This is a genomic window from Streptomyces sp. MA5143a (assembly GCF_900290235.1).
Taxonomy (GTDB): domain Bacteria; phylum Actinomycetota; class Actinomycetes; order Streptomycetales; family Streptomycetaceae; genus Streptomyces.
In genome coordinates, this window is sequence record NZ_OLMK01000047.1 from 101029 (window position 1) to 127598 (window position 26570).

Here is a 26570-nt window from a genome sequence, read left to right on the forward strand (position 1 = left end):
CGTGGTGGGCTGCTACTTCACGACACCGAGCATGACGTAGTCGTAGCGGCCGTTGTACGCGGCGGACGAATACACGTTGGTCAGCCGCGGGCTGCGCCACGAGATGTTCTTCTCGTAGATGAAGGGCATCCAGTCGGCGTTGTCGAGCAGGCGCTTGTTCAGCTGCTCGTAGTCAGCGGTGGCCTCGGCCGGGTCGGTCGACGCGATCGCCTTGTCGAAGAGCTTGTCGATCTCCGGGTCCTTGATCTGGGACTCGTTGTAGTTGCCGTTCTCGAAGATGAAACGGCTGTCGAACAGAGGCTGCGCGTAGCCCTGACCGGTCGGGAAGTCGGGGCCCCAGCCGGCCATCGTCAGGCCGTAACCGCGCTCCTTCACGACCTTCGGGGAACCGGTGATGCTGGAGGACTGAGCGCCGTCGATCGGGTCGACGTCGATCTTGATGCCGACCTTGGCCAGCTGCTCCTGCAGGGCCTCGGCCGCGTCGACCTCGCTCGGCTGGTTGGTACGCGCGGAGATCTTGGTGGAGAAGCCGTTCGGCTGGCCGCATTCCTTGAGTTCGGCCTTGGCCTTGGCGAGGTCCGGCTTGCCCTTGCGAGCGAGGACACCGTACGGGTCGTAGTCGGTGTAGCCCGGGATGGCCTTCGGGAAGACCGAGTTGGCGATGTCGCCACCGGCGATCTTGCCGCCACGGGTCTGCTGCAGGCCCGCGAAGTTGGTGGCGTAGAAGACGGCCTTGCGGCAGTGGACGTTGTCGAACGGCTTCGCGGTGTGCACGAGGGCGACGTAGCGGACGAAGGACGTCTGGATGTTGTCGACGTTCGCCTTGTGGTCCTGGATGGCGCTGACACGGCCGGACTGGGTCATGCCCGTGCCGTTGACGTCGAGGTCGTAGTCGCCCTCCATCAGCCGCTTGTCGTTCTCCTCCAGGTTGGCGGAGATCGTCACGGTGATCTTGTCCGGAAGGGCCGGGCGGATCGGGTCCGACTCCTTCTTCCAGTTCTTGTTGCGGACGAGGGTCAGCTCCTTGCCCGCCTTGTACGACTGGACCTGGTAAGGGCCGGAGGAGAAGGGCTTGTTGGTGTACTTGGCACCCGTGTCCTCGCTCTGCTTCACCGGGGCACCCGTGGGCATGGCCAGGAACTGCTCGAAGTCACCGTTGGCCTTGGGCAGCTTGAAGACGATGGTCTTGTCGTCCGGCGTCTCGATGGCCTTGAGGCCCAGCTTGTCCTTGGACTTGTCCTTGTACGGACCGGGGTACTCGCCCTTGGGGTCGAGGGTCTGCTTGAGGTACGCCGGCCCACCGGTGATGACGTCGGTGGCCCAGATCCGCTCGATGCCGTACTTGATGTCCTTGGAGGTCAGCGCGGAGCCGTCCTCCCACGTCAGGCCGTCGCGCAGCTTGTACGTGTACGTCTTGCCGTCGGCCGACACCTCGCCCGGACCCGTCGCCAGGTCGCCGACCAGCTTGTTGGACGCGTCGCCCGGCTTCGTGTCGTAGGTGACCAGGGTACGCGTGAAGAAGCGCATGAAGTCCCAGGTCATGCCGTAGTACGTCCGCTGCGGGTCAAGGGAGTCGAAGTCCTGCTTGCCTATGAACTTGAGCGTCCCGCCCTTCTTGGTGGACGCGTTGACGACCTTGCCGAGAGCGGCGTTGTAGCCGGCGCCCTGGCCTTCCTCGTCACCGTCGCCGTTGCCGCCACCGCACGCCGTGGTGGTCATCAGCGCCGCGACAACGAGGGCCGCGCCGGCAGCGAGCCGTCGCTTCGAAGAAACCGTGGGCATTGTCTTGGAACCTCCGAGATTCGCGGTCCCGGACCAGAGCCGGAATACCTTGGGATGTGCCACCTGACGGTCAGTCAGGGGTGAGTGCGGTGCCCGTTCGGGACTTATCGGGTGCCTTTGGGGTCCAGGGCGTCACGCAGCCCGTCCCCGAAGAGGTTGAAGGCGAGTACGGCGATGAAGATGGTGACACCGGGGAACACCATGAACATCGGGTCGTGCTCGTAGGTCGCGAGGGCGTCGCGCAGCATGCCGCCCCATGAGGCCGTCGGCGGACGCACTCCCGCCCCGAGGAAGCTGAGCGCCGCCTCGGTGAGGATGTTGGTGGGGATCATCAGCGTCGCGTAGACGAGGATGGGCGCCACCAGGTTCGGCAGCAGTTCCCTGAAGAGGATGTGGCGCCTGCCACCGCCGAGGCTGCGAGCGGCCTCGATGTACTCCCGCTCGCGCAGACTCAGGGTCTGGCCGCGCACGATGCGCCCGACATAGGGCCACCCGAAGAACCCGATGACCAGGACGAGTACGGCGATACGCACCCCGGACCCGGTCAGCCCCAGCAGGTCGTCCGGAAGGACCGAGACCAGGGAGATGATGAAGAGCAGCTGGGGGAAGGCGAGGAGCACGTCCATGGTGCGGCTGATCAACGCGTCGACCCAGCCGCCGAAGTAGCCGGCGATGATGCCGAAGAGCGTGCCCAGCACCACTGCCACCACAGCCGCGAGGAAGGCCACGAGGAGCGAGATACGCGCGCCGTAGACGATCCGACTGAACACGTCTCGACCCTTGTTGGGTTCGACACCGAAGAGGAAGTCGCCGCTCACCCCGCCCCAGGCACCCTGCGGCAGGTTGGTCAACGGGTCCAGCTCCTCCTGGTGGAACTCGTTCGGCGGGTGGCCCAGCAGGGAGACGATCAGGGGGGCGAAGATCGCGACCAGGGCCAGGACGAGCACCGTGACGCCGCCCGCCAGAGCGACCTTGTCCTGCTTGAGACGGTTCCATGCGATCTGCTTGAGGGACCGCCCCTCGACCTTCTTCCCCGCCGGCCCGGCCGGATCGGCGGGCGCGGCCGGAACCGCCTCCGCGGTCGTGTCGTGCAATGGCGCCGTCATGTGGCAGGGACCCCTCTCAACCGGCGGTGACCGGCCCGCACTTGCCGCTGTGGCGGCTTCAATCTCCCTTATAGACAGGGACCGAAAGCCCCTGGTGGGCGAGTCTTCAACGGTTCGTCGAGCCCTGACCAGACCTGACGGTGAATGGATGCCTAAACGTGATGCCGCCTCCGAGCCCCGCTATGCGGACACGGGTCAACTGCTGCCGAACGGCGCACACTTGGAACGAAAGGCTCATACCAGCCCACAACAGGGCCGAACTTCGACTCGCGAGACATTCGATGTGACGGGGATCACACAGGAACCAGGAGCCCCGCACGGCGCCCTCTTTTTCCCATTCACCCCTTTGCGACATCGCGACAGAGGGAGCAAATCACCCGGACCGTCAGACCGTCACAATTTCCCCGTTGAGCCTTTCTTGAGGTTCTCCGAAAGCAAAGAAGTTCGGTCCGTTGACAGTCCGGAATTCCCTCCATACGTTCTTCTCGACGAGCGGGGCCACCCACCGAACAAAAACAACGGGGGCCCCACGTACAGGGGAAACGGGGAAAAATGAATAACACCATGCGCCGTAGCGTCGGTTCGGCATTTGCCGCGACCGCGCTCCTCGCGGGCACGATAATGACCACCCAGGGCACCGCCTTCGCCGGAACCGCGGACGCGCAGGACTGCGGGACGGGCTACTTCTACTCTGTGGAGAAGTTCGGCTCACCCACGTACAAGCCCATCGCGCCCACGGCCGGCCGGTACAACTCCAGCAAGTCCAAGGCGAAGCTCAACTACACCATGACCACGACCACGTCCCGCGCGACCACCTGGAGCGTCGGCGCCACCGCGTCCGTGTCGTGGGGCGTCGCCAAGATCGAGGGTCGCACGGACTACTCGGTCACCAAGAAGACCTCCAAGGGGGTCAAGGTCACCAACCAGATGGTGGTCAAGGGCAAGCACTACGGCTTCGTCACACCGAAGGTGAAGTTCCAGCGATTCAACATCCGCAAGGAGCGCTACGGACCCGGCTGCACGACGGTGGTCGTCAAGAACTACGGGCTCATGAACGCCATCGTCGCCTACCCCTTCTACTCCGAATGCCAGACCAAGAGTTCGAGCGGGTGCAAGCCGAAGCCGTAAAGTCTGGGCAGTGAACTCCGGGCGTAAATTCCGAGCGCGCTGAAAAACGGGGGAAAAGCGCACGGAAAAATCGTCCCGAACATCGTTCTCGTGCACGGGGGTGAGAACGACGCCGAGGAGCCCCTGGCTCCGGAAGGCTCTCTGACGAGTCCTTCCGGAGCCAGGGGCTCCGTCGTTGCGCGCACGGGGGCCGGGGGCTCCCGCCGTACCGGGTCAGCAGCCGCCCGGGTCAGTAGCCGCCCGGGTAGCCGTAGCCGCCGGCGGCCGGGGCCTGGGCCGGGGCGCCGTGGGCCTCCCGGTCGTAGAACGGGCGGGCGGCCGCCCGCAGCCACATCGCGACCGGGTCGTACTCGTCGGACATGGCGACCGTGGAGACGGGCAGTCCGTCCGGGACGGCGCCGATGGACTGCTGCATCATCGCGCGCACCGAGTCGACGGCGGGCGGCGAGGTGTCGTACACGTCGAGGCCGATCGCCAGGTAGGGCGCGCCGAGCGAGGGCTGCACCCAGGCGCGGCGCAGCGAGCGCACGGCCGGGGTGCGGTGGGCGTTCTGCGTGAGCAGGGCGTAGAACTGCGGGATCTCGATGCCCGGCTCGGACAGCCGCAGCGGGCCCGCGGGCTGCCGCTCCAGGCCCGTCGCGATCCGGCGCAGATCCAGCCAGGGAATGCCGACGCCGCCGCCCGGTGCGTGCGGGTTGAGCCAGAGTCCGTAGTGGTCGGGGTAGAGCGTGCGGGCCACGTCGAGGCCGTCGACGACCTCGTAACTGCGGTTCCAGCCGCTGGCGGAGAGCTCCTGGGCGGAGGTGACGCAGGGCGCGTAGTTGAACCCGTCCACCTCCATGTTCCCGTACTGGGCGTCGGGGGAGCCGGCCTGGCCGTGCCACAGGAGCATCCAGACCTGGCCGGTGGCGGGGGTCGCGAGGGCACGCAGCAACGCCTCGTAGGCGTCGTAACGCCCCGGCGTCACCTGGCGCAGCATGTGCTCGACCTGCCCGGTCGCCGTGCCGCTCGCGCTCACGTCAGCCGCCCTTCGGTTTGGAGCTGGTGGTGTCGGATGCTGGTTGTGGAAAACCAGCTTAGGTGGTGTGCGGGTCGAGCCGGTCAGGGCTCGGGGCTTGCTGTGCGTCGTGGGTCCCGGTGTCGTCGTGGCTGGTCGCGCCCCGCGGCGGAGCCGTCGACGCCGCCGCCCCGCGCCCTGGCGGGGCCCGGTGTCAGTAGCCCTGTTGGTAGAAGGGGCGGACCTTCTCGCGGAGCCAGTCGCCCACCGGGTCCTGCGCCACGTCGAGGAAGACCATGTTGACCGGCCAGGCCACCCGCTGTGCGCCGAGGGCGCGGCCGAGGGCGTCCAGGGGGAGGGTGCGGTCCGCCTCCCAGGAGACCAGGTCGACGCCGATGAACATGACGGGGTCGGCGGTCTCGATGGTGGCGAGGCAGCGGCGGGCGCTGAGGACGACGCCGGTCGCGGCGAACTCGGCGGAGGCCGCGGCGAGGAAATCCACCGGGTCGTCCTGCCAGTCCGGTTCGAACAGGCGGACCCGGGCGCCGCTCGCCGACCCGTCCAGCGGGGTCCGGGCGGCCCGGCACAGCTCGGCCACGGCGGGCGGCGGCAGCGGGATGCCCACGACACCGTCCGGGTTCAGGGCGAGGCCGGCCTGCGGGGGCAGCCCGCGGGCGAACTCGACGGCCGGGGCGATCGTGAACGACATGTGGTTGCCGACGACCTGGCGGAACTGCTCCTCGGAGCTGAACACCGGCACGTACACCTGGCCGCCCAGCTCCATCGTCGGCAGATCCAGCTCGCGGCTGTGCCGTCCGCCGCCCTCGGGCAGCGGCACCCACACGAAGCTGCGGGCCAGCACCTCGACGATGCGCGGGCCGGCCCCCGGCACCCCGAGGGAGGCGGAGAGCACCTCCTCCAGCTCATTGCCGGGCCACCCACCGTGTCCATGGGGGTGTGCCTGTGCCGGGAAGTCCGCCGGGAAGTCCATCTGCCGCCTACCGCTTTACTCCGTGATGCTGTTGTCCCTGCACCTTAATGCCAGCCGCCGACAAAGGGGACGGCCCGGCGGCCGCCCTCGACGACGGCCCCGCCCCGCCCCTGCGGGCAGCCCGCCCGCAGCCGTCGAAGGCCGGTCCTCAGCCGTCGAAGCCGATCCGGTTCAGCGCGTCCGCCGCGGCCCGGTCGATCAGCACCGCCGAACCGCAGCCCTCCGGCAGGCGCCCCTCCTCCACGGACCGCAGCAGCCGGGTCATCGCCCCCCGGTGCCGGGCGAAGGCGTACCGCGACACCCCGCGCCCCCGCTCCCGCTGTCCGTCCCGCGCCTCGCCGGGGGTGACGTCGAGCAGCAGCAGATGGAGGGTGCCGCCCCTGCGGACGGCCTCCCGGGCGAGCCAGCGCCGCACCCACGCCTGGGTTCCGCAGTCGTGCACGACGACGCCCTCACCGGAGCGCAGCGCTCGCCGCAGCCCGGCGTAGTGCGCGAGGCGCACGAACGGGCGGTACACGGCGTACGGCAGGACGCGCGCCAGGCGCGCGTCGAAGCGGTCACGCGTGTCCTGGGAGTCGATCCGCTGTCCCGGCACCGTGCGCCGCATCAGGGTCGACTTTCCGCTGCCGGGGAGCCCGGTGACGACCACGAGGTCGAACGGCGCGAACGACAGCACGCGCGGGCTGCGTCCGGAGCGCTCCCTGAGGTCGCGGACGACCGCCCTCGGGAAGGGGCCGCAGGCCGCGGCGGCCGGGCCGGCGGGCTGCTCGGGCAGGGCGAGGCCCGAGGTCGTCGCGTACGCCGTGGTCCTGTTCACCGTGATCGTCCTCCCCAGGGGTCGGGAGACCCATCCCCACAGACTGTAAAGAGAAGGTAATGCCCGATCGCTCCTGATTCAGTCCTCGTATTGCCACAAGAGTGCAACGGACCGCTGTGTCTGTCCTCCGAATTCGAGCGCCGCCCGGGGCCGGACGCCCGGCCCGGCACCTCCCCCGCCCCGGAACCTCCCCCTGCCGTGGCGCGCCGATGCGTGCAATGATGTGCGCGCCAACTGCATACCGGCCGCTTGAATCCGCGCGGGAGAGCTCCCAGCAGTCTTCGCTGGGGCGCCGAAGGAGCAAGTCCCTCCCTTGAATCTCTCAGGCCCAGATACCGCGCGGGCGAGGCACATCTGAAAAGCGAGCCGCTGCCCAGTGGCTCCACCCAAGGTGCAAACCGCGACCACCGGTACGTCATCAGAACGTACGGTCGAGGTGAACCTCTCAGGTTCCGATGACAGATGGGGAGGAACGTCCTCGCCTTCTCCCACGCTCGGCTTCGCTCGCGTGGGAGGGACCCCATCGCCCTGGGAGCACATCCGATGAGCAGTAGCCCCACCCCCGGACCGCGCCGGACCGCGCTCGATGCCCTGCATCGCTCGCTCGGCGCGACGATGACCGATTTCGCGGGCTGGGACATGCCCCTGCGCTACGGCTCCGAACGCGACGAGCACCACGCCGTACGGACCCGGGCCGGGCTGTTCGACCTCTCCCACATGGGCGAGATCACCGTCACCGGCCCCCAGGCGGCCGCGCTCCTCGACCACGCCCTCGTCGGGAACATCGGCGGCGTGAAGACGGGCCGCGCCCGCTACACCATGATCTGCCGCGAGGACGGCGGCATCCTCGACGACCTGATCGTCTACCGCCTCGCGGACACCGAGTACCTGGTCGTCGCGAACGCCTCCAACGCCCAGGTGGTGCTGGACGCGCTGGTGGAGCGCGCGGCCGGGTTCGACGCCGAGGTCAGGGACGACCGCGACGCGTACGCGCTGCTCGCGGTCCAGGGCCCCGAGTCGCCCGGCATCGTGAAGGCGCTCACCGACGCCGACCTCGACGGCCTGAAGTACTACGCGGGCCTGCCCGGCAAGGTCGCCGGCGTCCCGGCCCTGATCGCGCGCACCGGGTACACCGGCGAGGACGGCTTCGAGCTGTTCGTGAAGCCGGAGCACGCCGTGGAGCTGTGGCAGGCGCTGACCGAGGCGGGCGAGGGCGTCGGCCTGGTGCCGTGCGGGCTGTCCTGCCGGGACACGCTGCGCCTGGAGGCGGGCATGCCGCTGTACGGGCACGAGCTGACCACCGAACTGACGCCGTTCGACGCCGGGCTCGGCCGGGTGGTGAAGTTCGAGAAGGAGGGCGACTTCGTGGGCCGCGCGGCCCTGCGCGAGGCCGCCGAGAACGCCCACCACGAGCCGCCGGTCCTCGTCGGCCTGATCGCGGAGGGCCGCCGGGTCCCCCGCGCCGGCTACCCCGTGGTCGCCGAGGGCAAGGTGATCGGTGAGGTCACCTCCGGCGCTCCCTCCCCCACCCTGGGCAAGCCGATCGCGATGGCGTACGTCGACGCCAGGTACGCCGCCCCGGGCACCACCGGGGTCGCTGTGGACATCCGCGGCAGCCACGAGCCGTTCGAGGTCGTGGCGCTGCCGTTCTACAAGCGGTCCAAGTGACACCGTCGTAGTCGGCTCACCGTCGTTCAGAAGCGGCATGGCGTGGTCGTGCGCAACGGCACGGCAGCGCACCCGAGCGTGACAAAGGGCACATCCGCCCTGTTCAACAGCGGTTTCAGCAGTCCCTCATTCATCACCACTCCCCCGCGTACAGGAGAATTCAGGCCATGAGCAACCCCCAGCAGCTGCGCTACAGCAAGGAGCACGAGTGGCTGTCGGCCGCCGAGGACGGCGTCTCGACGGTGGGCATCACGGAGCACGCGGCCAACGCGCTCGGCGATGTCGTCTACACCCAGCTTCCCGAGGTGGGCTCCACGGTGACCGCGGGCGAGTCCTGCGGCGAGCTGGAGTCGACGAAGTCCGTCAGCGACCTGTACTCCCCGGTGAGCGGTGAGATCACCGAGGTCAACGAGGACGTGGTGAACGATCCGTCGCTGGTGAACACGGCCCCCTTCGAGGGTGGCTGGCTGTTCAAGGTCCGGGTCACGGACGAGCCGGGCGACCTGCTCTCCGCCGACGAGTACACCGCCTTCATCGCCGGCTGAGAGGTCGTAGCACCATGTCGCTTCTGAACACGCCCCTGCACGAGCTGGACCCGGAGGTCGCGGCCGCGGTCGACGCCGAGCTGCACCGCCAGCAGTCCACCCTGGAGATGATCGCCTCGGAGAACTTCGCTCCGCTCGCCGTCATCGAGGCCCAGGGCTCGGTCCTCACCAACAAGTACGCCGAGGGCTACCCCGGCCGCCGCTACTACGGCGGCTGCGAACACGTCGACGTCACCGAACAGATCGCCATCGACCGCGTCAAGGCCCTCTTCGGCGCCGAATACGCCAACGTCCAGCCCCACTCCGGCGCCTCCGCCAACCAGGCCGCCCTCTTCGCCCTCGCCCAGCCCGGCGACACCATCCTCGGCCTGGACCTCGCCCACGGCGGCCACCTCACCCACGGCATGCGCCTGAACTTCTCCGGCAAGCAGTTCAATGTGGTCGCGTACCACGTCGACACGGCCACCGGCCTGGTCGACATGGACGAGGTCGAACGCCTCGCCAAGGAGCACCGCCCCAAGGTGATCATCGCCGGTTGGTCGGCCTACCCCCGCCAGCTGGACTTCGCCGCCTTCCGCCGGATCGCCGACGAGGTGGAGGCGTACCTGTGGGTGGACATGGCGCACTTCGCCGGTCTCGTCGCCGCGGGCCTGCACCCCAACCCCGTCGAGCACGCGGACGTGGTCACCTCCACCACCCACAAGACCCTCGGCGGCCCCCGCGGCGGCATCATCCTCGCCAAGCAGGCCTTCGCCAAGAAGCTGAACTCCTCCGTCTTCCCCGGCTTCCAGGGCGGACCCCTGGAGCACGTCATCGCCGCCAAGGCCGTCTCCTTCAAGGTCGCCGCCGGCGAGGAGTTCAAGGACCGCCAGCGCCGCACCGTCGAAGGCGCCAAGATCCTCGCCGAGCGCCTCACCGCGCCCGACGCCCGCGAAGCCGGCGTCAACGTCCTGTCCGGCGGCACCGACGTCCACCTCATCCTGGTCGACCTGCGCGACTCCGACCTCGACGGACAACAGGCCGAGGACCGCCTCCACGAGGTCGGCATCACCGTCAACCGCAACGCCGTCCCCGACGACCCCCGTCCGCCGATGGTCACCTCCGGCCTGCGCATCGGCACCCCCGCCCTCGCCACCCGCGGCTTCACCGCCGCCGACTTCACCGAGGTCGCCGACATCATCGCCGAGACCCTCAAGCCGACCTACGACACCGAGGCCCTCAAGGCACGGGTCAAGGCCCTCACCGCCAAGCACCCGCTCTACCCCACCCTGGGCAAGTGACCCCGAGCGGCGGCGGGGGTCGTCCGATCTCCGGCCGCCGCTCCCGGAAGTGACCCCGGCTTCACCGGCACACCGTGCCGTTCCTCCGGGGTACCCGCGCACACCGGGCAGTGAGCGCGGTACCCCGTCCCCTCGCACAACCCCCGTTCTGAGGAGTCACCGTGGCCATCTCGGTCTTCGACCTGTTCTCGATCGGCATCGGCCCGTCCAGCTCCCACACGGTCGGCCCGATGCGGGCCGCCCGGATGTTCGCGCGCCGGCTGAACAAGGAGCGGCTGCTGACCGCGACCGCCTCCATACGGGTCGAGCTGTACGGCTCCCTGGGCGCGACCGGGCACGGTCACGGCACCCCCAAGGCGGTCCTGCTGGGCCTGGAGGGCGCCTCGCCGCGCACGGTGGACGTGGAGTCGGCCGACGACCGCGTGGAGTCCATCAAGGAGTCGGGCCGGATCCGGCTGCTCGACGACCACGAGATCCCCTTCGACTTCGACAAGGACCTGGTCCTCCACCGCCGCAAGACGCTGCCGTACCACGCCAACGGCATGACGGTGTGGGCGTACGACGCGTCGGGCGCGGAACTGCTCTCGAAGACGTACTACTCGGTCGGCGGCGGCTTCGTCGTGGACGAGGAGGCGGTCGGCGCGGACCGCATCAAGCTGGACGACACGGCACTCAAGTACCCCTTCCGCACGGGCGACGAGCTGCTGCGCCTGACGAAGGAGACGGGGCTGTCGATCTCCGCGCTGATGCTGGAGAACGAGCGGGCCTGGCGCACGGAGGAGGAGATCCGCGAGGGGCTGCTGGAGATCTGGCGGGTGATGCAGACGTGCGTCGCGCGCGGCATGTCCCGCGAGGGCATCCTCCCCGGCGGACTGCGGGTACGCCGCCGTGCCGCCGTCTCCGCCCGTCAACTCCGCGCCGAGGGCGACCCGTTGGCCCGCTCCATGGAGTGGATCACGCTGTACGCCATGGCCGTGAACGAGGAGAACGCCGCCGGCGGCCGTGTGGTGACGGCCCCGACGAACGGCGCGGCGGGCATCATCCCGGCGGTCCTGCACTACTACATCAACTTCGTCCCCGGCGCCGACGAGGACGGCGTCGTCCGCTTCCTGCTGGCCGCCGGGGCCATCGGCATGCTCTTCAAGGAGAACGCGTCCATCTCGGGCGCGGAGGTCGGCTGCCAGGGCGAGGTCGGCTCGGCCTGCTCGATGGCGGCGGGCGCGCTCGCGGAGGTCCTCGGGGGCAGCCCCGAGCAGGTCGAGAACGCGGCCGAGATCGGCATGGAGCACAACCTCGGCCTGACCTGCGACCCGGTCGGCGGCCTCGTCCAGATCCCCTGCATCGAACGCAACGGCATGGCCGCGGTGAAGGCCGTGACCGCCGCCCGTATGGCCATGCGCGGCGACGGCACCCACAAGGTGTCCCTCGACAAGGTCATCAAGACGATGAAGGACACGGGCGCCGACATGAGCGTCAAGTACAAGGAGACGGCGCGGGGCGGGCTGGCGGTGAACATCATCGAGTGCTGACGCCTACCGGTCACCTTCGCGGGGTGGGGTGAGCGCTGCGTTCAGTTCCGCTCTGCGGCGGATGCCGAGTTTGCGGTAGGTGCTCGTCAGGTGGGTTTCCACCGTGCGGCGGGCCAGGTGGAGGAGCTCCGCTATCTCCGTGTTCGTGCGGCTCTGCGCGGCGAGTTCCGCGATGCGGCGTTCCCCGGCGGTCAGCGCGTCGGGGCCGGTCAGGGCCGTCGTCGTACGGCGGGCGCCGCCCTCGCGCAGGGCCTCCTCCGCCGCGGCCCGGGCGCGGACCGCGCCCAGTCGTTCGGCGCGGGCGGCCGCCTCCCGGAGGGCGTCGCGGGCCCGCGCCCGCTCCCCCGCCGCCGTGAGCAGCCGCCCCTGCGCGGTCAACGCCGCGATCAGTTCCGTCTCGGCCGCGCCCGGCGTTCCCCTGTCCGCGCCCTCCCGGTATGCGGCGATGTCGTCCGGCGTCCGGCCGGACGTGCCGCGCGGTGGTTCTCCGGCGGCGGACAGGGCCTCGCCCGTCGTTCCGCCGTGGGGTTCCGCCTCCGTACGCGGGGCCGTGTGTGCGTCCTGGCGGAGGATGCGGACGGCGCGGTCGGCCAGGTGGAGGCCGCGGCGGCCGCCCGTGGCGGTGGCCAGGGTGCGCAGGGCGCGGCCGAGGACGCGGGGGGTGTTCCACACGCGGGCCAGGCAGAGGTCCTCCTCGGCGAGGGCGAGGGCCTCGCGGGGGCGGCCGAGGGCCAGTTGGCATTCGGCGGCGGCGGTCCGCCAGGGGGTGACGACGGGGCTCACCACGTCCCGTGCCGACTGGCGGCGGCCGCACTCCAGGAAGTCGTCGAGCGCGGCGGCCGGGTCGCCGAGCGCCGTGTGCAGGACGCCCCGGGCGTAGAGGAAGCGGTTCAACTCCCAGCTGTCGGGGGCGTTCTGGAGGTCGAAGCCGTCCGCGAGGCGGGCCGCCTCCTGCGTGCGGCCGGTCTCGACGAGGGCGACGACGGCGTTCGCGACGGCGTTGGCCGAGGTCGGCGGGGTGCCGTCGGGGCGGCGCACCTCCGGGTCGGCGAGAACCTCGTCGTAGGCGCCGCGCGCGGCGGCCAGGTCGATCCGTACGTTCAGCAGGGCCGTGTGCATGGGGTGGAGCAGGGACGTGCGCTGGCCGGCGAGGCCGCGCCGGACGAGGCGTTCGGCCTCGTCGAGCTGGTCGGCCCACTGGGCGACGGCCGCCGCCGTGCCCGGCAGGAACGCCTCCTCCAGCGGGTCGGCGGGCTGCGCGAGCAGGGCACGGACGCGGTCCATGGCCGACTCCGCCGAGGTGAGGCCCGCCGTCGACTCGTAGCGCACCAGGAGGGCCTGCCCGGCCGTGCCGACGAGGTCGGGTGACCGTTCGGCGGTCTCGCGCAGCCAGCGGTACACCTCCTGCCGTACGCCCTGGTCGTGGTCGGACAGCAGCGCGGACGCGGTCTGCGCGGTGCGGGCCAGGTCGGGGTGGCCCGTCAGGTGTTCGTCGCGCAGTCCGCGCAGGACGTCGATCGCGGCGCGGGCCTCGCCGCGGCGGGCCAGCGCCGTGCCGAGGGCGACCGCCGCGCGCACCCGGTCGCGGGGCGGGCCGGGCAGCCGCATCGCCTCCGCGAGGCGCGGTATCCCGGCCGTGGAGCGTACGGTCGCGTACTCCAGGGAGCCCAGTTCGGTGAGGACGGCGGCGCGGCGGGCGGGCGGTATCGGCTCGTCGAGGGCGCGACGCAGATAGGCGAGGGCGTCGTCGCTGCGGTCGTCGCGGGCGGCCAGGTCGGCGGCGTCGAGCAGGGCGGCCGTCGCCCAGGTGTCGCCGACGGGACCGGCCCGCAGCAGTTGCCCGGCGACGGCCTCGGCGTGGTCGCCGCGGCGCAGCATCGCCTCGGCCGCCCGGCGGTGGGCGCGTTGCCGTGCGGCGCTGGTCCAGCCGCCGAGCACCGCGTCCCGCAGCAGCGGATGGGCGTAGCGGGGCCGGCCCCCGGGGTCCGGGCGGAGCAGGCCGAGGCGGGTCATGGCGGTGAGCCAGCCCGGTACGCGGTCGGGGTCGGCGCCCGCCGTCCGGGCGAGCAGGTCGGCGTCGGCCGTGCCGGGGCCGTCCTCGTCCAGCGCGGCGAGCGCGCGGGCGACCTCGGTGGTGGCGGGCCCGGCGCTGTCCAGCCACCAGGAGACGGCGGCGGCGTACGAGCCGGGGTACAGGGCGGCGCAGGTGTCGGGGAGGGTGTCCTGGTCGGTGGACTGGAGATCGTCGAGGAGGGCGCTCAGCAGCAGGGGGTTGCCGGCGCCCGCCCGTACGCAGTCGGCGACCCACTCCGGCGTGGTGTCACCGGCCCGCACCGAACGGATCAGCTCCGCGGCCGATTCGGGGCTCAGCGGGGCCAGGGTGCGGGTGTGGACGAGGGCGGAGGAGAGGGCGTGCGCCAGGCCGTCGGCCGGTGGGTCGATGTCGTACTGGCTGCGTTCGGTCACCACGAGCAGCACGGGTAAGCGGTCGATCCAGCGGACGGCCTCGACGAGCCAGCGCCGGGACGCGGCGTCGGCGAGGTGCGCGTCGTCGACGGTGATCAGCAGCGGGGTCTCGTCGGCGTAGGAGCGGAGCAGCCGCCACAGCCGGGCGGACCTGCCCCGGTGCGGCGGGGTGCCGGGCGGGTCCGGTGCCTCGCCCGCGACGGCGTCGAACTCGGGTGCGTGGGCGAGGAGTTGGTAGACGGTGTCGAGCGGGATGGCGGTGTGCTCCGGCGAGCAGCGGGCCCGCAGGACCCGCATGCCCTGTGCCGCCGCCTGCTGTGCAGCGGCCTCCAGGAGCGCGGTGCGGCCGGTGCCGGTGGCCCCTCTGAGCACGATCAGGCGGCCGGATCCCGTGCGGGCGCGGGCGGCCTCGGCAGCCAGCAGCTCCAGGGTGTCACGGCGTTCGAGGAGCCGGTCCGGTGCGCACATCACTGCCTCCTGTCGTGGAAGTGTCGTCTTCCGTTCGGTAGACGGGCCGACGCCCGCCGTGGTGCACCGATTCCGGTCGGACTCGGTGCGCCGGTTCCGGCCGGCCGTGTCGTACGGCACCGGTCGGGGTCGGGTACGGGTACGCGGAGCGGGCGGGGTCACGGGCGGGGGTCGGCGGTGCGGGGGACGGTGGTGAAGGGGGCCGCCGTGGAGGTGTCGTGGCCGATCTCGTGGTCGATCTCGTGGTGCTCCACGATTGCGCACGGCGGTCGGCACACAGAAGTGTGGTTCGAGCCCATCGGTCACCTGGGCCCCCGCGGTGCATCCGGCTCCTCCGGCCGGCCCGGTCCGCGGCCCGCACGGTGATCCGGCGGGCACACCGGCAGGCAGCCCGGCCGACGGTCCGGTCGGCGGAGCCTCCCCCCACGCGTACACAGGAGAATCGGTTGCCCAGCTCATTACGGACGCCGGAGACGGAGACGGCCACGACCGTGGCGCGGCGCCGGATCCCGGTCGTGGTCCACACTCCGGATCCGCTCTCCCGGGCGGGGGTGCTCAGCCAGTTGGGCGGGCACCCGGTGATCGACCTGGTCGAGGGCGGTGAGCCGAGGCCCGGCACCGTGGCCGTCCTGATCGGTGAGACACCGGACGAGACGCTGCTGGCGGCGCTCCGCAAACTGGTGCGCAGCGACGGCGCGCGGGCGGTGCTGGTGGTGAGCGCGATCCGGGAGACGGAACTGCTCGACGTCATCGAGTGCGGGGTCGGCGCGGTGGTGTGGCGCCACGAGGCGACCGCGCACCGGCTGTCGCAGGCGGTGCTCGCGGCCTCGCGCGGTGACGGCGATCTGCCCGCCGATCTGCTGGGGCGGCTGATCAACCAGGTCGGCTCGTTGCAGCGTTCGGTGACCGGCCGGCCGGGCGCGCCCGTGTCGGGCCTCGTGCCGCGGGAGATCGACGTGCTGCGGCTCGTCGCCGAGGGGTTGGACACCGGTGAGATCGCGAGCAAACTCTCCTACTCCGAACGCACCGTCAAGAACGTGATGCATGGTCTGACCACCCGACTGCATCTGCGCAACCGGGCGCATGCCGTGGCGTATGCCCTCCGGGAAGGCTACCTCTGATCGAACAGGCAGTCGCATCGGACCCGCCGGGCAGCGTGTTCTGCCCCCGGGTCGTCCCCGGCGTGCCTGCGGGGACGGGCACCGCTCGGGGCACGATCGGCGGACGGACAGACGACGGGGCGGACGGCACGGGAGCACGACGGTGATCCACGAGGTGGACGAGGTCCTCAAGGGGCTGATCGGGGGCGGCGCCCTGGCCGGGTCCGGTATCGAGGTCTCCTTCGAGGCACCGACGCGCGACTGGGCGGCCCGGCGCAACGCGCCCACCATCAACACCTATCTGTACGACATCCGCGAGGACGTCTCCCGTCGGCAGCGGGGCCACATGCCCGTCCGGGACGAGCGTGACATCGTGGTGCGGCGCCGTCAGCCGCCCCGCTGGTTCCGGCTGTCGTACCTGGTCACCGCCTGGACGAAGCAGCCGCAGGACGAACACCGGCTGCTCTCCGCGGTGCTGGCGACGCTGCTGCCGCGCGAGTTGCTGCCGCCGGACGAACTGCCGGGCGCGCTGGGCGCGCTGGGGCTGTCGGTGCCCCTCACGGTGGCGGGGCTGCACACCGAGTCCCGTTCCCTCGCGGAGATCTGGTCCGCGCTGGGCGGCGAGCTGAAGCCGTCCCTCGACCTCGTGGTCACGGCGCCCTTCCCGGCCTTCCCCGAGTACGACGCCGGTCCCCCGGTCACGGAGGGCGCGGCGGTCCGCGTCCGCACCATGGACGGTACGGCGTCCGACTCGCCCGAGCGACGGCACCGGCCGCGGCACCTGGCGCCGGCCCCCGCGACGGGCAGCGGCCCCGTGGCCCCGGTGGAGCGGGCCGAGTGAGCACGCACGCCCCCGTGGAACCCGACGGAGCGACGCTCCCCGCCGCGCCGCGGCCGGGCGTCGCCGACGATCCCCTCCTGGTGCGGCTGGGCCGGCTCCGTGAGCGGGTGTCACGGCTGGTGGACCGGCGGGCCGCCGTCGACCCGACCGCCGGCGATCCGCTGCGCGGGCTCTACCTCTCCGAGGAGGCCGTACGGCATCTGCTGGTCCCGGTGCCGCCGGACCCGGAGGGGCCGGGGGCGGTGTACGAGGGGCCGGAGGACCGGTTCGCGCGGCTGGCCGGGCGACTCGGGCTCACCGACCTGGACACCGCCGTCCTGCTCATCGCGCTCGCCCCGGACGTGGACCGTTCCTTCGAGCAGCTGTACGGGTATCTGAACGACGACGTCAGTCGGCGCCGGGCGAGCGTGGGGCTCGCCCTCGATCTGTGCGGGGTGCCGGTGCACCGTGCCGAGGGGCGGGCCCGGTTCCACCCGTCGGCGCCGCTCGGCGCGCTCGGCCTGCTGACCGTCGAGGAGCCCGAACGCCCTTTCCTCAGCCGGGCGTTGGCCGTGCCCGACCGGCTCGTCGCGCATCTGCTCGGCGACGACACCCCGGACGCCGCGCTCGCCGCTCATGTCCGGCCGTTGACGTCGCCCGCGGAGTCGCTCGTGCCCGGTGGCGCGTTCACCGCCAAGCTGGCCGCCCGGCTGGCCGCCGGTCCGCTCGCCGTCCATCTGCGGGAGCACCGTGAGGGGGACGGGCTGGTGTGCGCGGCGGCCGCCCTGCGCGCGGCGGGCCTGGAGGCCCTGCATCTCACCCCTGCGCCGGAGCCCGCCCAGGACGGCGACCCCTGGTCCGGCCTCCTCCCCCGGCTGCTGCGCGAGGCCCGGCTGAGCGGACGCGCGATCGTCGTGTCGCCCCTGCCCGAGCGGCCGGGCCCGCTGTTGCGCGCGCTGATCCCGGCAGGCGGGCGCGACTTGCGGCACCGTCACCCAGCCGTGGTGTGTGTCGATCCCCGGCCGTACGACCCGCAGTGGGCCGATGTCGACCCGCTGGTCCTCGACGCGCCCCGTCCGTACGCGGCCGCCGCGGACGCCTGGTCGGCCGCGCTCGGCACGGGCGCGGAGGGGCCCGGGTTCGACCTGGCCAGGGCCGTGGCCCCGTACCGGCTCGGCGGGGACCGGATCGAGCGGGCGGCCCGTGCGGCCCTGGACCTCGCCGCGTTCGACGGTACGGAGGTGACCGCCGCCCATCTGCGGCGCGCGGCCCGGCAGCAGTCGGCGTCCGGTCTGGAACGGCACGCCCGCCGGATCCGCCCCGACGTCGGCTGGGGCGACCTCGTCCTGCCGGACAAGCCCCTCGCCCAGCTACGGGAGTTCGCGCTGCGGGCCCGGCATCGCGACCGGGTGCTCGGGGACTGGCGGCTCAGCGCGGGCGGCGGCCGGGGCCATGGCGTGCTGGGGCTCTTCGCGGGCGAGTCCGGCACCGGCAAGACGCTGTCGGCGGAGGTCGTCGCCGCGGATCTCGGTCTGGACCTCTATGTCGTCCAGCTGTCCTCGGTGGTCGACAAGTTCGTGGGTGAGACCGAGAAGAACCTGGAACGGATCTTCTCGGAGGCCGACCGCACCGACGCCGTGCTGCTCTTCGACGAGGCGGACGCCGTGTTCGGCAAGCGCTCCGAGGTCAAGGACTCCCACGACAAGTACGCCAACATGGAGAGCGCCTATCTGTTGCAGCGGCTGGAGGCGTTCGACGGCATCGCGCTGCTCACCACCAACCTGCGGGCCAACATCGACGAGGCGTTCACCCGGCGGCTGGACATGGTGGTGGACTTCCCGTTCCCGGACGCCGGGCAGCGGCTGGCCCTGTGGCGGCACAGCCTCGCGTCGGTGCCGTGCGCCGACGACACCGACCCGGGCGGGGTGGCCCGTGACTTCGAGCTGGCCGGCGGTTCCATCCGCAGCGCGGTGGTCACCGCCGCCTACGCGGCGGCGGGGCGCGGCGACCGGGTCACCTCGGCCGACCTGCGGGAGGGCGCGGAGCGCGAGTACCGCAAGGCCGGCCGGCTGGTGCCGGGCGAGGGCGGCTGGTAGCCGCCGTTCGGCCGGGCTGCCGTTCGGGGGCGGGGTCCGGCCCCGCCCCCGAACGGCCGGCGGCGTCTCACACGGTGAAGCGGACGGCTTCCACCCAGATGTCGTTGCGGAGGGTGCCGCCGAAGGTCCAGCGGTCTCCCTCGTCCGGCTTGTCGCAGGCCATGCCGGCCCAGCCCTCGTTGCGCTGGTGGACGGCCTGGCAGACCGTACCGCCGCCGTCGTCGACGTTGAGGGTGAAGCCCAGCAGGGCGGGGGCGTCCTCCTTGCTGTCGCCGACGTAGTTGTCGCTGCCGTCGGGCGCGCCGGACCACGGTTCGACGTAGTGGCCCTGGCCGTCCGTCGACTGCGGGTTGTGGACGAAGGCGGCGCTGGCGGTGCCGCCCACACCGAACACCGCGATGTTCAGGGCCGTGAGGGGCCGGTTCTGGCCCACCGTGCCGGCCATGTCGCCGTCGCACTCCGGTGCCGTCCAGCCCTTGCCCGCCACGAAGGCCCGGTAGCAGATGTGCTTGCCGCCCGGATCGGTCGCGGCGAGCTTGCGGACCGCGGTGGCGGCGGTCGGCTTCGGGGCCTTCTTCTTCTCCTCGGACCCGCCGCCCGAGCCGCCGCCGTTGCCGCCGCCGCCACCGCCCGCGTTCTCCGGCTCGGCGGTCTGCGGGGGCGCGGCGGGAGCGCTGGAGGTGGGCGGTGGCGCGGGCGAGGGAGGTGCCTGCGGGCTGGGGGGCACGGTGCTGACGGCGGCCTTGTCGAGCTTCTCGGTGGCGGTGCTGCGGACCTGCGGCTTGTGGGTGATCCACAGCATGACGAAGGTGATCGCCAGCGCGAGGAGGAGACCGAGGAAGGTCGCCAGCCAGCCCGGCAGGAAGCCGCGCTGCACGTACGTGCCCTCGACGTCCAGGGGCACCGCCCCGGAGCGCTTGACGGCGAAGGTGTAGGGCCGTTCCTCCTTCGACCCGAACCAGATGATCTGCCGCGGCTTCAGCGTCGCCTTCACGAACGCGGCCCGGCCGGGCTCGATCTGCACGTTGCTCGGGTGGATGTCGTACGACAGCTGATCACCCGTGTCGCTGCCACTGACCGAGGCGGTGACCTTGGTGTTGCCCAGGTTGTCGACCGCCAGTCTCGGGCGGCCCCGCAGGCGGCCCTTCACGGTCGGCGGCACCAGCTCCGCGCGGACCTCCGTGAACGGGGTGATGGTGAGGTTCCCCTCGGGAACCGTCGTCGCCTCCGGATGCTCCGTCGGCGTGATCCGCACCGCGTACGGGTTCGGCCCCGCCGTCGCGTCCGACGTCCGCGGCGGGGCGAACGACAGCTCCACCGTCCCGGTCGTCCCCGGATACAGGCGGAGCGACTGCGGCTCCACCGTCACCCACGGCGCGATGTCACCCACCGGTTCGAATCGGTACTCGTCGACGACATCGCCGGTGTTGCGCAGCTTCAGCCGCACGGTCGTGCTGGCACCCGGGTCCACAGTCGCGGACGGGGGTTCGAGGGAAGTCCACAGGCTCACCACCTCGACGCTAGCCATGGTGATCCCGCCGGTCAGGTGGCTCCTGGGCACGGTTCGTTCCCCAACGGGCGCCGGGCGGTGCCCCTTTGGCCGTCCTGGGGCACGGAGAGCCGTCACGGGGAGCCGTCACCGAGAGCCGTCACGGGGAGCCGGGGCCGGAGCCGGTCGGGGACGGCGCGAACGTGCCCGCGGGCGTGTTGCGGGGGGTCGTGGACGTGCGGAAGACGAGCCCCGGGCCGTGCTTCCTGCCGAGCACCTGCGTGACGTAGTGGTTCATCCGCTCGATCTCGTCGTCGCGCGAGTAGACCCGGACCAGCGCCTTGCGCTGTTCCAGGTCGACCTGGCGCTGTGTCCGCTCCCACTCCTCGCGGGCGGCCTGGTCGGTGCCGTCGACGGGAGCCTTGGGCACGGCGTCGAACTCGTCCTGGGTGCGCACCGGGAAGGAGTCGACGGGGACGAGGACATGGTCGGAGCCGCCCGGACCGGGCACCGCGCGGTACACGATGATGTCGAGACCGTCGACCTGGTTGGCCGCGATCTGCCCCTTGAGCCGGGGCCACTCGATCGTGGTGAGCACGCTCTTCTGGGTGGTGCCGTCGAGGACATGGGCGGTCACCCAGCCCTTCAGGCCCTCCACGTACGTCTGCGACAGGAGCCGCCACAGTTCGCCCAGGGCCGGTGACGCGCTCCAGCTCGGCAGGCCGAAGAGCAGACCGTCGAAGATCCGGCCCTGGATGGACGCCTCCAGGACCGTGCCGCGGCCCACGCTGACGTCCTCGGTGGCCTGCGCCGAGCCCATCTTCGACCAGAGCTGGCCGCGCTGCGCCGACGCGTCGGCGTGCCGGTCCAGGATGTCGAAGAAGCCCTCCTTGGTCTGGTTCTGCTTGTACCAGGAGTACTGGACCTTGTTGCCCTGCACCGTCCGGTGCTGGAACCCGGCGATGACGGCGCCGATGGCCGCGTGGTCGATCGGGGTCGTCTCGTCGGTGTCGGCCTTCTCCAGGTCCCGCTCGATGTTGGCGAGGAAGGCGGTGACGCCCTGCTTGAAGGAGTCCATCTCGGCGAGGGCGCGGATGCCGTTGATCCGGCTCCACAGCTGCTGCTTGTCCTGGATGAACCGGATCTTGCGGGCGTCCGCCGGGGTCATCGACCTCCCGGAGCCCGACGACCGGTCGGAGCCCTGGGAGGACGGCCGGGTCGGCGATCCGTCCTTCCCCGCCCGCTGCACCACCGGGCCGGCCGCCCCCTGCCGCAGCGCCTTCACGGTGGCCGCGTTGCCCGCCGCCTGCTGGAAGGCCAGCACCGACGGGGCGGGCGCCGCGGTGAGCGGGGGCCGGGGCGAGGGCGTCCGCGGCGGCCGTCCGGTGTCGTGGTCCTGGTGTGCTCGCATACGGCTGTCCCCTGGAGAGCTGGTGAGGCGGAGAGGTGGAGAGGTGGAGGGGCAAAGGGGCGGAGAAGTGGCCGGCCGGGCGGGTCAGGCGCTGGTGTCCATGCGGTCGGCGGGGTCCGGCTCGCGGTCGCTGGAGCTGGCCGGTGAGTCGGAGTCGGTGTTGTAGTCCCAGGTCGCCCCGACGGGCACCTGCGTCGTCTCCCCGTCGTGCTCCTCGCACCGCAGCAGGAGCGTGGCGAACGTGCCGCTGACGGTGTCGTCGATCCGCTTCGCCAGCTGGGCCGCCTTCTCCACGCTGAAGTCCGCGATGTCGGTGTTGGCGGCGCCGCTCACCCACGCCGGTCCGGGCCGGATGTCGGAGCCCGCGTACAGCTCGATGAAGCAGCTGACGCAGGGGCGTTTCACACCGGCGATGTGGTCGTCCGAGATGCTGCCCGGCGCGGCGGCGCCGATGATGGTGCGTTCGGCGTGCTTGCCGTCCTTGGTGGGCACCGGCACCGTCATCGGCCCGGTGAGCGCCTGGAGGACCTCCCAGAACTCCGGGGGCGTGGACTCCGCCTCCTTGGCGAGCAGACTCCTCAGCTTCTTCATGTGCCGCGTCTCGCGGTCGGTCTGCCCCACGACCGTCTCCAGCAGCTCGACGATGTACTCCTTGGCGGCCTTCGTGCCCGCGCCCTCGCGCAGCACGTTGTTGACCTTGACGCGGTTGGTGGAGACGAACAGCTTGAACGCGGCCTCCACGTCCGGCGCCTCGGTCACCTCCATGCCCGCCTGGACCTCCTCGGGGCGTTCGTTCTTCTGCAGCATGGCCCGGTTGACGACGGTGGAGATCCAGCGCAGCACCTGCTTGGTGCGTTCCCCGGCATAGCTGCGGGGTGCCACGCCCTGCTCCGAGGGGATGTACATCTGCCCCTTCTTGCTGGTGCCGGCGGCGGCCGCCTTCTGCTCGTCGGTGGCCCCCGAGCGGTCGATCTTGTGCAGGGTCAGGCTCTGGTTCGCGCCGTGGGCCTCCCAACCGAGGGCGATCAGCGCCTGCTTGACCGCGTCGGACGGGCTGGTGGCCGCACCCTTCGCGCCGGCCCGCCCCTTGGCCTTGGTGACCCGGCCCCCGCTGGTCCTGGAGGAGGAGCCGGCGGCCGGCGACCGCTGCACGGCCGGCCGGCCCGCGTCCCCGCCGTCCCGCCGCGCGGGGGCGGCCTCGGCGGCGGACCGCCGCACGGGTGCCGGTCCGCTCATCGCCTCCCGCGCGGTGTGCCGCGCCTCGACCTCGGCCCAGTCGCCGGGATGGGAGATCATCAGGCCGTCGCCGTTGTCGGTGCCGGGCACGGGTCCGCGCTTCTGCTGGCCGATGTGGGCCAGCTCCTCGGCGAGGACCTCCTTGTCGCCGCCGTCCCACACCACGTGCGGGTACGAGGCGTACGCCCGCGCCTCGATCTGTGCGGCGGAGTCCAGGGCCGCCGCGTCGGTGTGGAGGCGTACGTCGCTGAAATCCTGGCCGCCGAACCGGCCCTGCATCTCGTTCAGCAGCGGCTCGTCCATCCGCTGTCCCGGTGAGCGCAGTACCTCGTGCACCGTCGAACGCTGCACCGATGAACGCTGCGCCGACGGGCCGTGCCCGCAGTGGGCGTCGTGCTCGTGCCGCTGCTCCTCGACGGCGCGGGCCACGGCCGCGTTCCCGGCCGCCCGTTGCAGCGCGAGGAGCCCGGCGGCGGGGCCCGGCGCGGGGGTGCGGCCCGCGCCGGCCCGCCCCCGGGTCTGGTCGGTCTCCTTGTCCTGCGCGCGCACGGGGCTCCCTCGACGGCCTGGGTACGTACCGGACGTACGTGCTCCCAGGGCTACCGGAGGGCGCCCGGCCGGGGGAGAGCCGCGAGGGCAGCCTCGCGGGCAGAGCGGGTGGGCGGACGGTCACCCAGGCACGGCGGGGTGCCCCTGCGGGCAACGGGAATGCCCCCGGACAGGCACCGGAGGACGTTTCGGGGGACGCGCTTCGCGCGTGAGGGTGACAGACGAACTGTCTCGTACCCCGAGGAGCGCAGAGCATGCCGTCCTACCTGTCGCCCGGCGTCTACGTCGAGGAGGTGGCCAGCGGCTCGCGCCCCATCGAGGGGGTGGGGACCTCGGTGGCGGCCTTCGTGGGCCTGGCCCCGACCGGCCCGCTGAACGAGCCGACCCTGGTGACCAACTGGTCTCAGTACGTCGCCGCCTTCGGTGAGTTCACCGACGGGTACTACCTGGCGCACTCGGTGTACGGGTTCTTCAACAACGGCGGCAGCGCCGCGTATGTCGTCCGTGTCGGCGGCACGGACGGTGGGGCGGCCGGGAGCAACACCCCGGCCGCCGTCACCGGTTCCGCCGCCCCCGCGGCCCTCCCGGCGGGCGAGCCGCAGCGGCTGGGCACCTTCACCGTGGCCGCCATCGCGGGCGGTTCGCTCAGCGTCGAGGTCACCGACCCGGAGGGCGAGGGCCCGGCGGAGCGGTTCCGGCTGGTCGTCAAGGACGGCGACAAGGCGGTGGAGACCTTCGACGTGACGGCCAAGAAGGGCGGCCGGAACTACGTCGTCACCCAGGTCAAGGAGCGCTCCAAGCTCATCTCCCTCCAGGAGGCGGCGCCCGCCGCGCAGCTCGTGCGCCCCGACAACCAGACCGTGGCGCTGGCGGCCCCCGCCCCGGCGCCCGCCGCGACCGGCGCGGACGAGACGCACCCCGGCCCCCGCGAGTACCTCGGGGACTCCGCCGACCGCACCGGCTTCGGGGGCCTGGAGGCCGTCGACGAGATCTCCATGGTGGCCGTGCCCGACCTGATGGCCGCCTACCAGCGCGGCGCGATCGACCTGGAGGCCGTCAAGGCGGTCCAGCTGGGGCTCATCGCGCACTGCGAGCTGATGGGCGACCGGGTCGCCGTCATCGACCCGCCGCCCGGCCTCAACGCCCGGCAGATCAGGGTCTGGCGGCAGGAGACCGCGGGGTACGACTCCAAGTACGCGGCCCTCTACTACCCGTGGATCAAGGTCTTCGACCCGGCGTCCGGCCAGTCCCGCACGGTCCCGCCGAGCGGCCACGTCGCCGGCGTGTGGGCCCGCAACGACTTCGAGCGCGGTGTGCACAAGGCGCCCGCCAACGAGGTCGTACGCGGGGCCGTGGACCTCGAACTCCAGATCACCCGGGGCGAGCAGGACCTCCTCAACCCCGTCGGCGTCAACTGCATCCGCGCCTTCCCGGGCCGCGGCATCCGCGTCTGGGGTGCCCGCACCATGTCCTCCGACCCGGCCTGGCGCTACCTGAACATCCGCCGGTACTTCAACTACCTGGAGGAGTCGATCCTGATCGGCACCCAGTGGGTGGTGTTCGAGCCGAACGACCACGCCCTGTGGGCCCGGATCCGGCGCAACGTCTCGGCGTTCCTCGTCAACGAGTGGCGCGGCGGCGCCCTCTTCGGGCAGCGGCCCGAGGAGGCGTTCTACGTCAAGTGCGACGAGGAGACCAACCCGCCGGAGTCGGTCGACCTCGGCCGGGTCATCTGCGAGATCGGCATCGCCCCGGTGAAGCCCGCCGAGTTCGTGATCTTCCGGCTGGCCCAGTTCTCCAGCGGCAACGGGGAGCTGGAGGAGTAGGCGACCTCCCGCCGCACCAACCCGCCCCCTCCTTCTCCCACGCGACTCCGTCAGAAAGACAGCGAACCCATGAGTCTCATGCAGGCCGACAGCCTCACCTCACACAATTTCGGCCTCCAGATCGACGGGGTGATGGTCGAGTACCTCGCCGAGGTCAGCGGCCTCTCCCTGGAGCAGGACGTCATCACCTACCAGCAGAACTCCGCGCAGGGCCGCCCCGAGGTCAACCTGCTGCCCGGTGTGCAGCGGAGCGGTCAGTGCACCGTCGTGCGCGGCATGACGCAGTCCGCCTCGTTCACGCAGTGGATCAACGACTCGATCGCCGGGCAGATGAGCTCGGCCCGCAAGAACGCGTCGATCATCATGATGGACTTCCAGAACAACCCGGTGAAGCGCTACAACATGCGCAACGCCTGGTGCAGCAAGGTCGACGCGAGCACCCTGAAGGCCGGCGAGGCGTCCGCGCTCACCGAGACCGTGACCATCGTCTTCGAAGAACTGGTCATCGAGTAATGCGGCGCACGGCAGGACGTACGGCCCTGGGGGCGCCGGCGGCGGGTCCGGGGACGGGCCCGGCGGTGGGCCCGGGGTCGGCGGGTGTGGCGGACGCCCCGGCGTCTCCCGGTGGCTTCGCCCCCACCTCCGTCTCCGTTTCCGGGCCGGCGTCCGTGCCGGAGCCGGTGGCGGTGCGGCAGCAGTTGCGGACGGAGTTCCCCTTCGAGCTGCCGCGCGGCTACGTCGACGAGTCCGGGGCGGTCCACCGGGACGGCGTGATGCGTCTCGCGACCGCCCGGGACGAGCTGATCCCGCTGCGCGACGTCCGCGTCCAGGAGAACCCGGCGTACCTGTCGGTGGTGCTGCTGGGCCGGGTCATCACCCGGCTCGGAACGCTGCCGATGGTGCACGACGGGATCGTGGAGAACATGTTCGCCTCCGACCTGGCGTTCCTTCAGGACTTCTACCGCCAGGTCAACGCGGAGGGCCACACCCGTGCCGCCGTGGAGTGCCCGCACTGCTCCGAGCCCTTCGAGGTCGAGCTCGGCGGGAGCCGCCTGGGGGAATCGTGACGTACGCGACCGACCGGCTGCACGAGGAGATCGCGTACGTCGCCTACCACTTCCACTGGAGCCTGGAGGAGATCCTGGACCTCGAACACCCCGACCGCCGTCGTTTCACGGAACAGATCGCGTCCCTGGTGACCAGGGGCGGGGCGGAGGTCTGAACGGTGGGCTTCTTCGACCGCCTCAGGGGTGGTTCGGGTCCTGC

21 protein-coding genes and 2 riboswitches are annotated in these 26570 nt (G+C 71.7%); of the genes, 12 read left to right on the top strand and 9 right to left on the bottom strand.

Annotated features, from left to right (window positions below; all coding sequences use genetic code 11):
* Positions 1 to 12 precede the first annotated feature (12 nt).
* Together SMA5143A_RS22325 and SMA5143A_RS22330 are read right to left on the bottom strand one after the other, a co-directional pair.
* A complete protein-coding gene (locus SMA5143A_RS22325; RefSeq protein WP_107464649.1) occupies positions 13 to 1782 on the bottom strand; it encodes an ABC transporter substrate-binding protein in 1770 nt (589 codons plus the stop codon).
* 104 nt (positions 1783 to 1886) lie between these two features.
* A complete protein-coding gene (locus tag SMA5143A_RS22330; protein WP_107464650.1) occupies positions 1887 to 2888 on the bottom strand; it encodes an ABC transporter permease in 1002 nt (333 codons plus the stop codon).
* A gap of 621 nt (positions 2889 to 3509) precedes the next feature.
* Here SMA5143A_RS22330 and SMA5143A_RS22335 point away from each other — a divergent pair.
* Positions 3510 to 4016 (top strand): hypothetical protein, encoded by a 507-nt coding sequence (locus SMA5143A_RS22335; RefSeq protein ID WP_107464651.1) that lies wholly within the window; start codon positions 3510 to 3512, stop codon positions 4014 to 4016.
* 229 nt (positions 4017 to 4245) lie between these two features.
* Here SMA5143A_RS22335 and SMA5143A_RS22340 read toward each other — a convergent pair whose 3' ends face one another.
* The 3 genes from SMA5143A_RS22340 to SMA5143A_RS22350 form a co-directional block, all read right to left on the bottom strand.
* The gene (locus SMA5143A_RS22340) at positions 4246 to 5034 is read right to left on the bottom strand and encodes an enhanced serine sensitivity protein SseB C-terminal domain-containing protein (protein WP_055715097.1); all 789 of its coding nucleotides are present in this window, start codon (positions 5032 to 5034) and stop codon (positions 4246 to 4248) included.
* A 193-nt stretch (positions 5035 to 5227) separates the two neighbouring features.
* A complete protein-coding gene (locus tag SMA5143A_RS22345) occupies positions 5228 to 6004 on the bottom strand; it encodes an enhanced serine sensitivity protein SseB (RefSeq protein WP_107464652.1) in 777 nt (258 codons plus the stop codon).
* A 148-nt stretch (positions 6005 to 6152) separates the two neighbouring features.
* Positions 6153 to 6827, bottom strand: coding sequence for an AAA family ATPase (locus SMA5143A_RS22350; protein ID WP_181361971.1), 675 nt, complete (start codon positions 6825 to 6827; stop codon positions 6153 to 6155).
* A gap of 244 nt (positions 6828 to 7071) precedes the next feature.
* A riboswitch (glycine riboswitch) is annotated at positions 7072 to 7169 on the top strand.
* Positions 7170 to 7293: riboswitch (glycine riboswitch) on the top strand.
* Between the two features lie 71 nt (positions 7294 to 7364).
* Between SMA5143A_RS22350 and gcvT the strand changes: the two genes are divergently transcribed.
* The 4 genes from gcvT (at position 7365) to SMA5143A_RS22370 (ending at position 11843) form a co-directional block, all read left to right on the top strand.
* On the top strand, positions 7365 to 8489 hold the full coding sequence (gene gcvT / locus SMA5143A_RS22355; RefSeq protein WP_107464654.1) for a glycine cleavage system aminomethyltransferase GcvT: 1125 nt from the start codon (positions 7365 to 7367) through the stop codon (positions 8487 to 8489).
* Positions 8490 to 8656: 167 nt separating this feature from the next.
* Entirely contained in the window at positions 8657 to 9034 is a 378-nt protein-coding gene (gcvH, locus tag SMA5143A_RS22360; protein WP_107464655.1) for a glycine cleavage system protein GcvH, read from the top strand.
* Between the two features lie 14 nt (positions 9035 to 9048).
* Positions 9049 to 10314, top strand: a complete 1266-nt coding sequence (glyA, locus tag SMA5143A_RS22365) for a serine hydroxymethyltransferase (RefSeq protein ID WP_107464656.1) — start codon at positions 9049 to 9051, stop codon at positions 10312 to 10314.
* 161 nt (positions 10315 to 10475) lie between these two features.
* Positions 10476 to 11843 carry an L-serine ammonia-lyase gene (locus SMA5143A_RS22370; RefSeq protein WP_055716419.1) on the top strand — a complete coding sequence of 456 codons (1368 nt, stop codon included), beginning with the start codon at positions 10476 to 10478 and terminating at the stop codon, positions 11841 to 11843.
* 3 nt (positions 11844 to 11846) lie between these two features.
* Here SMA5143A_RS22370 and SMA5143A_RS22375 read toward each other — a convergent pair whose 3' ends face one another.
* Positions 11847 to 14777 carry a helix-turn-helix transcriptional regulator gene (locus SMA5143A_RS22375; RefSeq protein ID WP_107464657.1) on the bottom strand — a complete coding sequence of 977 codons (2931 nt, stop codon included), beginning with the start codon at positions 14775 to 14777 and terminating at the stop codon, positions 11847 to 11849.
* Between the two features lie 446 nt (positions 14778 to 15223).
* Here SMA5143A_RS22375 and SMA5143A_RS22380 point away from each other — a divergent pair, with 446 nt between their 5' ends.
* From SMA5143A_RS22380 to SMA5143A_RS22390, 3 genes are all read left to right on the top strand, one after another.
* Positions 15224 to 15898 carry a helix-turn-helix transcriptional regulator gene (locus SMA5143A_RS22380; protein ID WP_258193671.1) on the top strand — a complete coding sequence of 225 codons (675 nt, stop codon included), beginning with the start codon at positions 15224 to 15226 and terminating at the stop codon, positions 15896 to 15898.
* 142 nt (positions 15899 to 16040) lie between these two features.
* The gene (locus SMA5143A_RS22385) at positions 16041 to 16718 is read left to right on the top strand and encodes a DUF4255 domain-containing protein (protein WP_107464658.1); all 678 of its coding nucleotides are present in this window, start codon (positions 16041 to 16043) and stop codon (positions 16716 to 16718) included.
* The gene (locus tag SMA5143A_RS22390) at positions 16715 to 18793 is read left to right on the top strand and encodes an ATP-binding protein (protein ID WP_107464659.1); all 2079 of its coding nucleotides are present in this window, start codon (positions 16715 to 16717) and stop codon (positions 18791 to 18793) included. Before SMA5143A_RS22385 ends, SMA5143A_RS22390 begins: the two co-directional genes overlap by 4 nt.
* A gap of 67 nt (positions 18794 to 18860) precedes the next feature.
* Here SMA5143A_RS22390 and SMA5143A_RS22395 read toward each other — a convergent pair whose 3' ends face one another.
* From SMA5143A_RS22395 to SMA5143A_RS44025, 3 genes are all read right to left on the bottom strand, one after another.
* Positions 18861 to 20303 (bottom strand): hydrolase, encoded by a 1443-nt coding sequence (locus SMA5143A_RS22395; RefSeq protein ID WP_107464686.1) that lies wholly within the window; start codon positions 20301 to 20303, stop codon positions 18861 to 18863.
* 139 nt (positions 20304 to 20442) lie between these two features.
* Positions 20443 to 21693, bottom strand: a complete 1251-nt coding sequence (locus tag SMA5143A_RS22400) for a hypothetical protein (RefSeq protein ID WP_107464660.1) — start codon at positions 21691 to 21693, stop codon at positions 20443 to 20445.
* An 84-nt stretch (positions 21694 to 21777) separates the two neighbouring features.
* Positions 21778 to 23478, bottom strand: coding sequence for an eCIS core domain-containing protein (locus SMA5143A_RS44025; protein WP_107464661.1), 1701 nt, complete (start codon positions 23476 to 23478; stop codon positions 21778 to 21780).
* A gap of 254 nt (positions 23479 to 23732) precedes the next feature.
* Here SMA5143A_RS44025 and SMA5143A_RS22410 point away from each other — a divergent pair, with 254 nt between their 5' ends.
* From SMA5143A_RS22410 to SMA5143A_RS43090, 4 genes are all read left to right on the top strand, one after another.
* Positions 23733 to 25304 (top strand): phage tail sheath family protein, encoded by a 1572-nt coding sequence (locus tag SMA5143A_RS22410; RefSeq protein WP_107464662.1) that lies wholly within the window; start codon positions 23733 to 23735, stop codon positions 25302 to 25304.
* 69 nt (positions 25305 to 25373) lie between these two features.
* The gene (locus tag SMA5143A_RS22415) at positions 25374 to 25817 is read left to right on the top strand and encodes a phage tail protein (protein ID WP_055522741.1); all 444 of its coding nucleotides are present in this window, start codon (positions 25374 to 25376) and stop codon (positions 25815 to 25817) included.
* Positions 25817 to 26371 (top strand): hypothetical protein, encoded by a 555-nt coding sequence (locus tag SMA5143A_RS22420; protein WP_107464663.1) that lies wholly within the window; start codon positions 25817 to 25819, stop codon positions 26369 to 26371. The genes SMA5143A_RS22415 and SMA5143A_RS22420 overlap by 1 nt, the downstream gene beginning before the upstream one ends.
* Positions 26368 to 26526, top strand: coding sequence for a DUF6760 family protein (locus tag SMA5143A_RS43090; RefSeq protein ID WP_099970623.1), 159 nt, complete (start codon positions 26368 to 26370; stop codon positions 26524 to 26526). The genes SMA5143A_RS22420 and SMA5143A_RS43090 overlap by 4 nt, the downstream gene beginning before the upstream one ends.
* The last annotated feature ends 44 nt before the right edge of the window (positions 26527 to 26570 follow it).

Excerpts from the sequence above, each read along its gene's own strand:
- gcvT (WP_107464654.1), top strand. The coding sequence starts at position 7,365 with ATGAGCAGTAGCCCCACCCCCGGACCGCGCCGGACCGCGCTCGATGCC.
- SMA5143A_RS22325 (WP_107464649.1), bottom strand. The coding sequence starts at position 1,782 with ATGCCCACGGTTTCTTCGAAGCGACGGCTCGCTGCCGGCGCGGCCCTC.
- SMA5143A_RS22400 (WP_107464660.1), bottom strand. The coding sequence starts at position 21,693 with ATGCGAGCACACCAGGACCACGACACCGGACGGCCGCCGCGGACGCCC.
- SMA5143A_RS22415 (WP_055522741.1), top strand. The coding sequence starts at position 25,374 with ATGAGTCTCATGCAGGCCGACAGCCTCACCTCACACAATTTCGGCCTC.
- SMA5143A_RS22335 (WP_107464651.1), top strand. The coding sequence starts at position 3,510 with ATGACCACCCAGGGCACCGCCTTCGCCGGAACCGCGGACGCGCAGGAC.
- SMA5143A_RS22375 (WP_107464657.1), bottom strand. The coding sequence starts at position 14,777 with ATGTGCGCACCGGACCGGCTCCTCGAACGCCGTGACACCCTGGAGCTG.
- SMA5143A_RS22410 (WP_107464662.1), top strand. The coding sequence starts at position 23,733 with ATGCCGTCCTACCTGTCGCCCGGCGTCTACGTCGAGGAGGTGGCCAGC.
- SMA5143A_RS22345 (WP_107464652.1), bottom strand. The coding sequence starts at position 6,004 with ATGGACTTCCCGGCGGACTTCCCGGCACAGGCACACCCCCATGGACAC.
- gcvH (WP_107464655.1), top strand. The coding sequence starts at position 8,657 with ATGAGCAACCCCCAGCAGCTGCGCTACAGCAAGGAGCACGAGTGGCTG.
- SMA5143A_RS22420 (WP_107464663.1), top strand. The coding sequence starts at position 25,817 with ATGCGGCGCACGGCAGGACGTACGGCCCTGGGGGCGCCGGCGGCGGGT.
- glyA (WP_107464656.1), top strand. The coding sequence starts at position 9,049 with ATGTCGCTTCTGAACACGCCCCTGCACGAGCTGGACCCGGAGGTCGCG.
- SMA5143A_RS22330 (WP_107464650.1), bottom strand. The coding sequence starts at position 2,888 with ATGACGGCGCCATTGCACGACACGACCGCGGAGGCGGTTCCGGCCGCG.